The organism is Paraburkholderia adhaesiva (assembly GCF_021390575.1).
Classification (GTDB): Bacteria; Pseudomonadota; Gammaproteobacteria; order Burkholderiales; family Burkholderiaceae; genus Paraburkholderia; species Paraburkholderia adhaesiva.
In genome coordinates this window covers 311777-323565 of sequence record NZ_JAJEJQ010000002.1, presented here as the reverse complement: position 1 = coordinate 323565, position 11789 = coordinate 311777, and the positions used below count along the sequence as shown (strand labels likewise).

The following is an 11789-nucleotide window of genomic DNA, read 5'->3' as shown; positions in this document are numbered from 1 at the left end:
TAAGTCGCGCCGTCTTGTGAGAACGCCCCATGCCGGTCGAACGCTGCACGCTGCCCGAGGGTGGCGAGGGCTGGCGGTGGGGTGCGCATGGCCACTGCTATCGCGAGCGCTCCGACGCCGAGCGTCAGGGCGCTGCGGCCCATGCACATGGCTATCGAGGTGACTGCGCCGGCGATGCGCGGTGCGAGACCCGCAACGCTCGGCACCTCGCGTTCGACCGCGCGTCGGTGCGCACCTACGATCAGGACGGGCGGCTGCATGTCGCCATCACGCCGATCAGCAAGGCCAACGTCTCGCCGTACCTCGGCAGCGAGATCCCGGAGGGCGACGCGCTGGGTCTGGACGCGCAGCGTACCTATCGCCTCCTGCGCGATCCCGGCGAACTCGCGCGCGCGGCCCTGACCTTCAACGGCATCCCGCTGATCGACGCGTTCGACGAGACCGGGCGCGAGCACCTCCAGGTCAGCGCCGCTGTGCCGCGCAAGGAGATCGTGGTCGGCAGCACCGGCAGCGACGCGGTGTTCGAGGCCCCGTATCTGCGCAACAGCCTCGTGGTGTGGGACGCGAAGGCGATCCGCGGGATCGAAACCGACACGCGCCGCGAGATCTCGTCGGCCTACTACTACCGCGCCGACATGACGCCGGGCGTGTACGGGGGCGAGCCTTACGACGGCGTGATGCGCGACATCCGCGGCAACCACGTGGCGCTGGTGCGCGCGGGCCGCGCCGGACCCGACGTGGCGGTGGGGGATGCAAAACCGTCAGCACTGGAGACGATCATGGGCAGCACAACCGCAGTGGTACCGAAGGGGCCGAAACTCTCGCGCCGTGGCGCGCTCGTGCGCGGCGCGCTGCTGGGCTTTCGCCCCGCGCTGGCCGCCGACGCCTGTAGCGGTCTGGGTCCGACGCTCTCGGGTCTCACGTGCGCGAACTGGGCGGCAGGCAAGACCTCGATTCTTGCGGCGCTCAAGCCGAAGCTGGCCACCGACGCCGACATCGAGAACCTCGTGTCGCTGCTCGACAGCCTCGACACGGAGGATGCAGGGGACGAAGACCCGACGACGAAGCCGGATGGGCCACCGGCGCCGCCCGTGCCGGGCAGCACCCAGGACGCGGACCCGATCGCGGAGATTCTCGGCGCGCTGCGCGGCAAGCTCAGCGACGAGGATCTGGCCGCGATCGAGCCGAAGCTGCGCGCGCTGAAGCTCGCGGGCGATCAGGAGGACGAAATGTCAGCGCTCGACACGCCGCCACCGACGCCGGGTGCGCCCGCGCCGCCCGTGCCAGCCACAGGATCTGCTGCGGCCGCGAAGGACACCGATCCGGTGAGCCGTCCCGCGATGGATGCGGCCATCGCCCAGGTGCGACGGGACGCACGCGTGGCGATGGACGCGGCCATGCGCGAGGCGGTCAGGCAGGCCACCCAGCAGGCCGCGAAGGATGCCGAGACCGCCGCGATCCGGCGCATGCGCGCGGTGGCCGATGCCGAGACGTTCGTGCAGCCGTGGGTGGGGCACCTGGCGCTCGCGCAGGACAGTGCCGAGGAGGTCTACCGCGCCGCGCTCACGACGCTCGGCGTGCGGCTGGACGGCGTTCACCCGAGCGCGTACCGCGCGATCCTCGAAGCACAAGCGAAGCCCGGCCTGCAGCGCCCGCTGAATCGTGGCCAACCCGCCATGGACGCGGCCTCGATGAAGAGCTTCGCCGAGCGCTTCCCGCATGCGGCCAATGTGAAACAGCTTGGCTGAAGCAGCTCGACCCGGGAGACAGTCATGGGATTCCAGCAGCAGGTTTATGTGCAGCCTTCGCCCGCCGTTGAGGGCGATTTCGCCTCGGCCAATCCGCGCGCCTCGGTGCTGGCAGGCCCGGGGTCGCTGGTGGCCGGACCCGACGGCGTGATGGTGGGGCGCTTTGCCTGGGCCGCGTCGAACGGTGAGGAGAACGCCAGTTCCGGCGAGGTCGACTTCTACAACCTCGTATCGAACGCGGGCACCGGTGTGCCCGCCGGATTCGTGCACCGCGAGCAGCAGGCGCTTATCACGCAGTGGCTCGCTGAATCGACGCTGCTCGTGCCCGCAGGACTGCCGGTGACGCTGCACAGCGCGGGCGACTTCTGGGCGCGCAACGCGGGCAGCGCACCGTCTGCGGCGGGCGACAAGGCGTTCGCCAGCACCACCGATGGCTCGGCCTCGCCGGGTGCTGCGGGCGCGAGCGTGGCCGGGGCGGTCGAAACCAAGTGGTTCGTGATGTCGGCGGCAGCGCCTGGCGAACTCATGAAGATCTCGTCCTGGCCGCCCGGATAAAGGCGTGGCCATCGCCCAGCGCCCAACGCCCAGCGAAACGTCCCCGTTGAAGGCCCGCGACTGACACCGGTGTGTTGACCCGGCAGTCGCGGGCCTTCCTTTTTAACGCGCGAGGCCATCATGCGACATAGCGATTTCGACCAGCTCGAGCGCACCTTCGGCATCGTCATGCCGGAGGTGCTCGACTACACCACGGCGCTGCTCGCCATGGACGCGCAGGGGCCGCTCGTCACCGCGCCAAACGCCGGCATTCCCGCGTGGCTCGCCAACTTCATCGACCCGGAGTTCATCGAGATCCTGGTCACGCCCAACAAGGCCGCCGCCATCCTCGGCGAGGCAAAGAAGGGTAACTGGACCACGCTGACCGCCACCTTCCCGGTGATCGAATCGACCGGCGAGGTCTCCAGCTATGGGGACTACAACGAGAACGGCTCGGTGAGCGCGAACGCCGACTTCCCGCAGCGGCAGTCGTACCACTACCAGACCATGACGCAGTGGGGCGAACGGCAACTGGAGATGAGTTCGCTCGCGAAGATCGACTACGTGTCGCGCGTGAACATCGCCTCGGCCATCGTGCTCGACAAGTTCCAGAACAACACGTACTTCTTCGGCGTGGCGGGCCTGCAGAACTACGGCCTCCTGAACGACCCGCGCCTGGCGGCCTCGCTCACACCAGGAGCCAAGGCGTTCAACGACAACGCCTCGGGACCATGGATCACCAACGGCGCGGTGACCGCGAGCGCGAACGAGATCTACACCGACATCCAGACGCTCTTTAACGAGCTGGTGCTGCAGTCGGGGGGGCTCATCGAAATGGACGCGCGCATGACGCTGGCGATGGCCCCGTCCTCAAGCGTCGCGCTCACGACGACGAACATGTACAACGTCAACGTGACCGACCTGCTGAAGAAGAACTTCCCGAACCTCAAGATCGAGACGGCGGTGCAGTACCAGAACCCGGCGGGCGGCAACCTGCTGCAACTGATCGCCGAGGCCATCGACGGGCAGAAGACCGGTTACTGCGCGTTCACCGAGAAGCTGCGCGCGCATGGCATCGTGCGCGACTCCAGCAGCTTCAAGCAGAAGAAGTCGCAGGGCTCGTGGGGCACGGTGCTGTTCCAGCCGTTCGCGATCGCCTCAATGCTCGGCGTCTGAGGAGCACGACATGGCTACGCGTACCAGCGGCAGCAAATCCGCGACCACCACTGCAGGCAAAGCTGAACCATCACCCGACAAGACACCCGGCTCACCGGTCCTGCAGCCCGCTGCCGCTACGCCCCCGGTCGCACCGGCAGCCTCCAGCGACACCGTGACGGTGGCGTGCCGCCTGCCGCAGGGCCTGCATCTGGACATCGTCAAGCACGGCGAGCTGCGCCGTCGCGTGACCCTGAATGGCGCGAATTCACCGCATGCGGTGGCGGGCTTCGGCATCACCGAGCACGTGCCGCGCGCATTCTTCGAGCAGTGGCTGGCGGACCATGCGGAGCTGCCCGCCGTGAAGCACGGCCTGATCTTCGCGCACAAACAGAAGGCATCGGTCGAGGACCAGGCCGGCGAGCGCGGCGAGGTGAAGAGCGGGCTCGATCCGATGGACCCGAAGAAGCCCGGCAAGGATCTCGCGCCGCTGTCGAAAGAGTGAGCAGGATCATGCCGACCGGGGGGGGGGTGTTCTCGTACCGCACGTGGGCCGCGCGCTATCCGTCGCTGGCGGCAAGCGTCAAGCCGAAGCAGGCGCAGGCGTATTTCGGCGAGGCGCAACTGTTCTGCGACAACACACCGATGAGTCCCGTGCGCAACCTTGCGATCCGCGCGACGCTCCTGAACCTGCTCGTCGCACACCTGGCCATGCTGAATATGCCCCAGGGCACGGCGTCAGGTGCCACGTCGGGCGGCTCGACCAGTGCGGCTTCGGCAGGGCCTTCACCGCTGGTGGGGCGCATCACCAGCGCCACCGAAGGCAGCGTGTCGGTCGCCACGCAGATGGACGTGCCGCCGGGCAGTGCGCAGTGGTTTAACCAGACGCCGTATGGCGCCGAGTTCTGGGCCGCCACTGCCGCGTACCGCACCATGCGTTACATCGCGGCACCCCCGCCGCGCAACCTCGATCCCTATGCACCCTTCATCACACGTTGATGAGGTCAGCAACATGGCGGCGACGATCACCGGCGGCGCGAAGCTCGAGGCGGTCCTGCGCGCGGCCACCGCGAAGCTCGCGGCAGCGGGCACGCTCGAGGTGGGCTTCATGAGCCGCGCCACCGAAGCGGACAACACCCCGGTGGTCGAGGTGGCCACCGTGAACGAATTCGGCGGCACGGTGAACGTACCCGCGCACGAGACCACCGTCTACCGCAAGCTCGGTCGCGAAGGGGCGCTGCTGCGCGGTGGACGCTTCGTGAAGGCAAAACAGTCGAACTTCGGCACCACGCACGAGGTGCCGGCCTACACCGTGACGATCCCGCCGCGGCCGTTCTTCCGCTCGATGGTCGCGAAGGAGAGTCCGCACTGGGGCGGTGACCTCGGCCGCGTGCTCGTCGCCGTGAACTACGACGCCGGTCGTGCGCTCGACCTGATGGGCGAAGCCATCAACGGCGAGTTGATCGAGTCGATCCGCAACTTCACGGACCCGCCCAACGCGCCCTCGACCATCGCGAAGAAGGGTGTCGACGACCCGCTCGTCGACAGCGGCACGATGCTCAGGGGCACCACCTGGCGCATCGACCCCGGTGGCACCGGGGCGTGAGTCATGAATCTTCACGGCGTGGTCGGCCCCTGCGTCGCGGCGGTCAATCCGTGGCTGACCGTGACGCTGGCTGCGTCGACCGGCTACACGACCGGGCCGGACGGACGGCGCACGCCGGCCTACGCCGACCCGGTGCCGGTACTGGCCCAGGTGCAGGCGCTCACCTGGCGCGACCTGCTGCAGCTCGACGGATTGAACCTGCAGGGCGAGCGTCGCGCGCTGTACCTGAACGGCAACTGGCAGGGCGTGCTGCGCCCCGAGGTGAAGGGCGGCGACCTCGTCACGCTGCCCGATGGATCAGATTCGGGCTCGTTGTGGCTCGTGGCGCTCGTGCTGGAGAACTGGTGGCTCACCGATGGCTGGTGCAAGGTCTGCTGTACCCGACAGTTGAACCCGGCCACTGAGCACGCCTCATCGCACGCCCACCCTTGATCGCCTGAGTTTGCATCATGCCTCGCCCGCTGCTGAGCCTGAACGAAAGTCAGGCGCTGGCGGTGTTGCGCGCGTTTTTGCTGGCGGTGCTGCCGGAGGGCACGGAGGTCATCGCCGGTCAGGACAATCGTGTGCCTCCACCGGTCGGCGTGGACTTCGTCGTGATGACGCCGGTGCTGCGCGAGCGGCTGTCGACCAACGTTACCACGTACAGCGACGGTTACCCGGATGCACCCTGTGAGAAGGCCGTGCGCCAGGCCACGAAGCTCACCGTGCAGCTCGACCTCCACGGCCCGGCGGGCGCCGATGCCACCCAGCTCGTGACCACGCTGTGGCGCGATACGACGGCGTGTGAGGCGCTTGCGGGGGATGGACAGACGCAGGGCCTGGACCTGGCACCGCTCTATGCGAGCGAAGCCCGCCAGATCCCGTTCGCGAACGGCGAGCAGCAGGTCGAGACGCGCTGGAGCGTCGACCTCGTCCTGCAGGTCAACCCCGCCGTCGCCGTGCCGCAGGACTTCGCCGCCTCGCTTGAGATCGGCAACGCCGGCCACCCCGCGACCGCCACAACCACGACCGTCCAGCCCTGGGATGGCCTCATCGAGATCGACACGCGAGGTCGACACAAACCCGCGTGACTGGTCGACAGCGTTTTGCTCCGGACTCCCGAAAACCCTCACCGTTGAGGTGCGGTCATGCCGAACACGATTCCCGGCAGTATTCCCATTGGACAGATCGTCCGGGTCAACCCGGGCGTGCTCGCGGCGGCGGGCAATGCCGTCAACCTCAACGGTCTGGTTCTGACGCACTCCGCGTCGGTCCCCATCGGCCAGGCACCGGTGTATGCCGACAAGCAGGACGTGATCTCGACCTTCGGCGCGGCCTCGACCGAGGCTGCGATGGCGACGATCTATTTCGCGGGCTACACGAACTGCACGAAGACACCGGGTGCCCTGTACTTCGCGCAGTACAACGAAGTGCCGGTGGCGGCGTGGCTGTGCGGGGCGTCGCTCGCGTCGATGAGCCTCAGCGCATTGCAGGCCGTCGCAGGGGACCTCAGCGTCACGGTTGACGGCGTGGTTCTGGACGCCACGGTGGACCTCTCCAGCGCGACGAGCTTTTCGGATGCGGCAGCGACGCTTGCGACCGACCTTGGCGCGGACGTGACGTTCGATGCGCAGCGCCAGGCGTTCGTGATTACCTCGGCCACGACGGGCGCGGCCTCGACGATCGCCGCAGCGACTGGCCCGGCAGCCACGGCGCTCGCGCTCGACGCGGCCTCGGGCGCGACCGTCTCGCCGGGTGCGGACGCCGCTGACCCGGCCACGTTTCTCGATGACCTCATCACGAACGTCTCGCAGAACTGGGCGCTCTTCGCCACCACGTGGGAGCCGCCGCTGGCGGACAAGCTCGCGTTCTCGCAGTGGGCCAACGGCACGTCGTACCGCTTTGGCTACGTGGGTTACGACTCCGATCCGGGCGCGAAGGTCTCGGGGTCGACCACCTGCTGGGGCGCGGTGCTCAAGGCCGACGCGCTCGACGGCTCGGTGCCGCTCTTTGGCGATGCGACGCACGCGGCCTTCGTGCTGGGCTTTGCGGCCTCGCTCGACTTCGACCGCCTGAATGGCCGCACGACGCTCGCGTTTCGCAACCAGGGTGGGCTCGTGCCAGGCGTCACCAACGCCTCGGACGCACTGGCGCTGCAGGCCAACGGCTACAACTTCTTCGGCGCGTGGGCCACCGCGACGCAATCGTTCAACTTCGCCTACCCCGGCTCGATCTCGGGCCAGTGGGCGTGGCTCGATTCGTTCCTCGACCAGATCTGGCTGAACGCGAACCTGCAGCTCGCGATGATCACGCTGCTCATGAACGTGGGGTCGCTGCCGTACAACGACGCGGGCTACGCGATGGTCGAGGCGGCCTGCATGGACCCGATCGGCAATGCCGTGAACTTCGGCGCGATCCGCACCGGCATCGAACTCTCGGACAGCGAAGTCAGCGCCATCCAGAACGCACTCGGTTTCGATGCCTCGCCGTCGATTGAGGCCAAGGGCTTCTATCTGCAGATCGCCCCGGCCACCGCCGCCATCCGCGCAGCGCGCGCGAGCCCCTCGATGACGCTGTACTACACCGACGGCGGCAGCATCCAGACGCTCACGCTCGCGAGCATCTGCGTGATGTGACGAAACAGCGGTGATGACACACCGGTGACGGCACAGCGGTGACAGGCACGGTCATTCGACAAGGGGGGCACGGCATGTCCACCATCACTTCCGCCAACTCGGCCTTCAGTCTCGCGGTGACCAACCTCTATCCCGCGCCGCAGTCGATCCAGGGCTACGCCGCCGACGACGCGTTCAGCGCCGAGGCGATCGAGCTGGCCGAGATCGTCATGGGCGTGGACGGCCACATGTCGGGCGGGTTCATCTTCAATCCGACGCTGCTGAAGGTGGCGATCATGCCCGACTCGCCGTCGATGCCGGTGTTCGAAAACTGGATGACCTACCAGCGCACCGCGCGCGAGGTGTTCTATGCGAACGGATCGATCGCGGTGCCGTCGATCTCGCGCAAGTACACGCTGCTCAACGGCATCCTGCGTTCGGGCAACCCGATCGTCAACGCCAAGCGCGTGCTCGAATACGTCTCGTATGTGATCGCGTTCGAGCGCATCGTGGGCGAAAGCACATCATGAGAAAGACCCTCGCCTATACCGTGCAGGCCGAAGGCCGCGACAGGGGCAAGGTGTTTCATCTCACCGAGATGCCCGCCGACGCGGGCGAGCGGTGGGCGATCCGCGTGCTGCTGGCGATCGGTCGCGCGGGTGTCGATCTGCCGCCCGGCATCGAGCACGAAGGCATGGCAGCGCTCGCGCGCATTGGCCTGTCGGCGCTCATGCGCATCGATTTCAGCGACGCCGGACCGCTGCTCGACGAGATGATGGCGTGCGTGCGCTTCCAGCCCAATCCCGCCAATCCGGCGATCGTGCGCGAGCTGGTGCCCGAGGACATCGAGGAGATCGCCACGCGCCTGGCGCTGCGGCGCGAGGTGATGCGCCTGCACACGGGTTTTTGACGGGCCGTCAGGTTCTCGACTTCGGCATTCCTGACGGCCCGGTTCATGGCCAACCCGCGCGCCGGATGGACTACCTGAACGTGCCGCCCTCGATCGGCTTCGTGGTCACGAGCGGTCTGGCGAGCCTGGCTGAACTGCAGAGCGTCTATGGCGTTGAGGACCTGTGGGACCTGATCGAGATCCACGCCGTGAACTGTCATAACGCAGCCGAAGCCGCCAAAGCGCAGCGGAGTCCATGATGCCGACCGTCATCGATACGCTGATCGTCAGGCTCGGCCTCGACACGGCGGCCTACAAGGCGGGGGTCGACGAGGCGAGTGCCACGGGCAAGGCGCTCGCGAACGACCAGGGGGCGAGCGCCGACAAGGCCGCGCAGGCCGTAGCCAAAGCCGCGCAGAAGGCCGGTGCTGAACAGGAGAAGGCCGCGAAGAAGGCGGCAGCCGAAGCCCAGAAGGCGGCGAAGAAGGCCGCCGCCGAACAGGTGCGCGCGGCGAAGGCCGCCGGGGCCGAGGCGAAGAAGCTCGAGCGCCAGTACGAGAAGGTGCGCAACGAGATCCTCGGCATGACCGCCGCCGCGTTCGGCGCGTCGGCCATCAAGGATTTTTTCACGTCGGTGGTGGGCGGGCAGTCGCGGCTGCTGCAGACCTCGAAAGACTTCAGCCTGTCCGCGCGCGAACTCGACGCGTGGCACCAGAGCGCAAAGCAGGCCCTGGGGGGCACCGCCGAGGGCTTCGACAAATCGGTGCAGTCGATCCTCGGCGGCATCGAGGCGTTCAAGGCGGGCGACGTGTCGAACACGGTGGTCGCCTCGCTGCAGCAACTGGGCGTGAAGGTGACTGATGCGTCGGGCCGGATGCGTCCGATGAAGGACGTGCTGCTCGATCTCTCGGCGGCGTTCCAGAAGATGCCGAACCGCCAGGACCAGATCGTGTGGGCCGGGCGTCTGGGGATCGACGAGGGGACGCTGAACATGCTGCGCCAGGGGCGCGGCGCGCTGTCGGCCCTCTATGACGAGAGCTACCGCAATTCGGCGGTCAGCGAAGCGAGCGCGAAGCAGGCCGACGAGACCCGCCGCGCCTGGGCGCGGCTGGCCACCACGTGGGACAACGTGAAGAACACATTGTTCCAGGACCTGACGCCCGCGATCGGGGGCCTCAATACCGCGCTCGGTGGCCTGAATACCTTCATGCAGGCGCACCCGGATCTGACGGCGGGCCTCTTCGGCACGCTGATGGCGGCTTCAACGCTCGGCGGCATCATGAAGCTCACGGGGGCGCTCGGTGGCCTGAAAACCGTGCTGGGGGGCGTGGGTCGCATGCTGGGGCTCGGTGGTGCAGCGGGCGGTGCAGCCGCCGCTGAAGGGGCCGCCACGGCGGCGGCGGGGGGCGGTCTCGCTTCCACGCTGGGCATTGCCGGTCTCGCGGCCTATGGCGGCCTGCAGGTCGCGAAAGCGGCAGGCCTGCCGGATGTGGACCGCAGGAAGGCCGCAGAGGATATCCGCAAGGGCAACTGGTGGACGGCCTCCGCCGAGATGAACCCGCTCGATCTGATGCGCGCGCTGACGGCCCGATCCGGGGGGCGGACGAACGAGCAGATTGCCGCGGCCATCGCGAAGGGCGCGAATCCGCTCGAGACGGCAGCCAAAGCGCAGGACAAGGCCGCGCAGTCACAACTTGATGGGGCAAAGGCGGCCTCGCAGGCGCTTATCGATGCGGCGCAGGATCTCGCCGGTGCAGTGTCGACGAACGCCGCTGCGGCTGAGCTACCGGCAGGCGCAGGGGCGGCTCCCGGGTCGGTCGTGACCGGAAGTGCGAAGTCCGCTGCGGCGGCGTTCATGAAGATGGGCTGGTCGCGCGAGCAGGCAGCGGGCATCGCAGCGAACCTCAATATCGAGAGTGGACTGCGGCCCAACATCGTGGGCGATCGCGGTGCCGCCTATGGCATCGGCCAGTGGCACGCCGACCGGCAGGCCGAATTCAAGCGCGTGTTTGGTCACGACATTCGCGGCTCGTCGCTCGAGGAGCAATTGCAGTTCGTCAACTATGAACTCACGCGCGGCCAGGAGCAGGCCGCAGGCCGTGCGCTGCGAGGCGCGAGATCCGCAGGCGAGGCGGGCGCGATCGTGTCGGCGAAATACGAGCGGCCCCTGAATGTCGAGAAGGAGATCGGCAAACGCTCGGCGGCAGCAAGCGCGCTGTATGCGTCGCTGCCCGGCGGGGTTGGCGCTGCGCTGCCCGCCGCGGCCCCGATGATGAGCGCGGCGTACCAGGCGAGCGCGGGCGCATCGATGGTCAACAGCCACAACCGCACCGACACCCATATCGGCACGGTGAACGTCTATGGTTCGGACACGCGTGATGGGCACGCCATGGTGGCGGACATGCGCGACGAGCTGAACCAGAACGGGTTGATCGCGGGCGCGGCTTACGGCATGAGCTGAAGGTGAGGTGATGCCGCTGATCCCGTTTCCCGATGTGCCAGCCGTGGCGGGCGTGCCGGACCTCGCCCGCGTGCCGCTTGCCATAGGTGTGCTGACCGGTGCAGTGCAGGCTGCGCAGACGCTGCAGGGGCTCGACTATTTCGGATTCCTGCCGGGTGATACGCCGCAGTGGATCCTCGCCGACGACCAGGGCAACGCGCTCATTACGCCCGATTCGCTGGTCGACCTCGGCTATCGCGGCGAGGGGCGCGTGGCCACCTATCCGGTCGAGCAGGGCTCGTTCGCCTCCTACAACAAGACCACACAGCCGCAGGAGCTGACGCTGCGCCTGTCGTGCGGCGGGAAGAACATGGGTCGCGACACCTTCCTCGCAGAACTCGGGTTCCTGCGCACGTCGCTTACGCTCGTGAACATCGTGACGCCCGAGATCACCTATCGCAGCTACAACGTCGACCGGGTCGACTATGCGCGCAAAAGCTCGACGGGCCTGTCGCTGATCACGGCGGAGGTCCACTTCGCCGAGATCCGCACGAGCGCCCAGGCATCGTATTCGAACACGGCACAGCCCTCGGGCGCGGATCCGCAGAGCCAGGGGTGGGTGTGCACGGCGGCGGATCTGCCCGCGCCGACAAACCAGCAAACGCCGCTGCAGCAGGCGTCGGCGAGCGTCGCGGCAATGTTCGCGAATGCGCAGCAGTCGGTCACACAGATCGAGGCGGCCATCTCGACGCAGCTCACGCAGGGTTTCTCGGGCGTGGCTGCGTCACTCGAGACCGCCTTTTCGGGCGTCTTCGCGTAGGCG

The 11789-nt window shown here is 67.8% G+C and carries 14 protein-coding genes; all 14 read left to right on the top strand.

Features of this window, described 5'->3' with window-relative positions; translation table 11 throughout:
- The first annotated feature begins 29 nt into the window (after nucleotides 1-29).
- Complete coding sequence (locus tag L0U80_RS16955; RefSeq protein WP_233867130.1) at nucleotides 30-1748, top strand: DUF2213 domain-containing protein; 1719 nt, start codon at nucleotides 30-32, stop codon at nucleotides 1746-1748.
- 24 nt (nucleotides 1749-1772) lie between these two features.
- On the top strand, nucleotides 1773-2303 hold the full coding sequence (locus L0U80_RS16950; protein ID WP_233867128.1) for a structural cement protein Gp24: 531 nt from the start codon (nucleotides 1773-1775) through the stop codon (nucleotides 2301-2303).
- Between the two features lie 120 nt (nucleotides 2304-2423).
- The gene (locus L0U80_RS16945; protein WP_233867125.1) at nucleotides 2424-3458 is read left to right on the top strand and encodes a major capsid family protein; all 1035 of its coding nucleotides are present in this window, start codon (nucleotides 2424-2426) and stop codon (nucleotides 3456-3458) included.
- A gap of 10 nt (nucleotides 3459-3468) precedes the next feature.
- Nucleotides 3469-3942, top strand: a complete 474-nt coding sequence (locus tag L0U80_RS16940; protein ID WP_233867122.1) for a hypothetical protein — start codon at nucleotides 3469-3471, stop codon at nucleotides 3940-3942.
- An 8-nt stretch (nucleotides 3943-3950) separates the two neighbouring features.
- Nucleotides 3951-4436: a DUF4054 domain-containing protein gene (locus tag L0U80_RS16935; RefSeq protein ID WP_233867119.1), complete on the top strand. Its 486-nt coding sequence runs from the start codon at nucleotides 3951-3953 to the stop codon at nucleotides 4434-4436.
- A gap of 13 nt (nucleotides 4437-4449) precedes the next feature.
- The gene (locus L0U80_RS16930) at nucleotides 4450-5043 is read left to right on the top strand and encodes a hypothetical protein (RefSeq protein ID WP_233867116.1); all 594 of its coding nucleotides are present in this window, start codon (nucleotides 4450-4452) and stop codon (nucleotides 5041-5043) included.
- Nucleotides 5044-5046: 3 nt separating this feature from the next.
- Nucleotides 5047-5475, top strand: coding sequence for a hypothetical protein (locus L0U80_RS16925; protein ID WP_233867113.1), 429 nt, complete (start codon nucleotides 5047-5049; stop codon nucleotides 5473-5475).
- A 17-nt stretch (nucleotides 5476-5492) separates the two neighbouring features.
- Nucleotides 5493-6113, top strand: a complete 621-nt coding sequence (locus L0U80_RS16920; protein ID WP_233867110.1) for a phage neck terminator protein — start codon at nucleotides 5493-5495, stop codon at nucleotides 6111-6113.
- Nucleotides 6114-6170: 57 nt separating this feature from the next.
- Complete coding sequence (locus L0U80_RS16915) at nucleotides 6171-7658, top strand: DUF3383 domain-containing protein (protein ID WP_233867107.1); 1488 nt, start codon at nucleotides 6171-6173, stop codon at nucleotides 7656-7658.
- Between the two features lie 74 nt (nucleotides 7659-7732).
- The gene (locus L0U80_RS16910; RefSeq protein ID WP_233867104.1) at nucleotides 7733-8167 is read left to right on the top strand and encodes a phage tail fiber protein; all 435 of its coding nucleotides are present in this window, start codon (nucleotides 7733-7735) and stop codon (nucleotides 8165-8167) included.
- On the top strand, nucleotides 8164-8547 hold the full coding sequence (locus tag L0U80_RS16905) for a hypothetical protein (protein WP_233867101.1): 384 nt from the start codon (nucleotides 8164-8166) through the stop codon (nucleotides 8545-8547). Before L0U80_RS16910 ends, L0U80_RS16905 begins: the two co-directional genes overlap by 4 nt.
- Nucleotides 8544-8786 (top strand): hypothetical protein, encoded by a 243-nt coding sequence (locus L0U80_RS16900; RefSeq protein WP_233867100.1) that lies wholly within the window; start codon nucleotides 8544-8546, stop codon nucleotides 8784-8786. The genes L0U80_RS16905 and L0U80_RS16900 overlap by 4 nt, the downstream gene beginning before the upstream one ends.
- Nucleotides 8783-10987, top strand: a complete 2205-nt coding sequence (locus L0U80_RS16895; protein WP_233867098.1) for a phage tail tip lysozyme — start codon at nucleotides 8783-8785, stop codon at nucleotides 10985-10987. The genes L0U80_RS16900 and L0U80_RS16895 overlap by 4 nt, the downstream gene beginning before the upstream one ends.
- Nucleotides 10988-10997: 10 nt before the next feature.
- Nucleotides 10998-11786, top strand: a complete 789-nt coding sequence (locus tag L0U80_RS16890; protein WP_233867088.1) for a phage baseplate protein — start codon at nucleotides 10998-11000, stop codon at nucleotides 11784-11786.
- Nucleotides 11787-11789 lie beyond the last annotated feature (3 nt).

Bases quoted from the DNA above. Each gene is read 5' to 3' on its own strand.
- L0U80_RS16945 (WP_233867125.1), top strand. From the start codon at position 2,424: ATGCGACATAGCGATTTCGACCAGCTCGAGCGCACCTTCGGCATCGTC.
- L0U80_RS16930 (WP_233867116.1), top strand. From the start codon at position 4,450: ATGGCGGCGACGATCACCGGCGGCGCGAAGCTCGAGGCGGTCCTGCGC.
- L0U80_RS16890 (WP_233867088.1), top strand. From the start codon at position 10,998: ATGCCGCTGATCCCGTTTCCCGATGTGCCAGCCGTGGCGGGCGTGCCG.
- L0U80_RS16915 (WP_233867107.1), top strand. From the start codon at position 6,171: ATGCCGAACACGATTCCCGGCAGTATTCCCATTGGACAGATCGTCCGG.
- L0U80_RS16955 (WP_233867130.1), top strand. From the start codon at position 30: ATGCCGGTCGAACGCTGCACGCTGCCCGAGGGTGGCGAGGGCTGGCGG.
- L0U80_RS16950 (WP_233867128.1), top strand. From the start codon at position 1,773: ATGGGATTCCAGCAGCAGGTTTATGTGCAGCCTTCGCCCGCCGTTGAG.
- L0U80_RS16925 (WP_233867113.1), top strand. From the start codon at position 5,047: ATGAATCTTCACGGCGTGGTCGGCCCCTGCGTCGCGGCGGTCAATCCG.
- L0U80_RS16910 (WP_233867104.1), top strand. From the start codon at position 7,733: ATGTCCACCATCACTTCCGCCAACTCGGCCTTCAGTCTCGCGGTGACC.
- L0U80_RS16935 (WP_233867119.1), top strand. From the start codon at position 3,951: ATGCCGACCGGGGGGGGGGTGTTCTCGTACCGCACGTGGGCCGCGCGC.
- L0U80_RS16940 (WP_233867122.1), top strand. From the start codon at position 3,469: ATGGCTACGCGTACCAGCGGCAGCAAATCCGCGACCACCACTGCAGGC.
- L0U80_RS16920 (WP_233867110.1), top strand. From the start codon at position 5,493: ATGCCTCGCCCGCTGCTGAGCCTGAACGAAAGTCAGGCGCTGGCGGTG.
- L0U80_RS16905 (WP_233867101.1), top strand. From the start codon at position 8,164: ATGAGAAAGACCCTCGCCTATACCGTGCAGGCCGAAGGCCGCGACAGG.
- L0U80_RS16895 (WP_233867098.1), top strand. From the start codon at position 8,783: ATGATGCCGACCGTCATCGATACGCTGATCGTCAGGCTCGGCCTCGAC.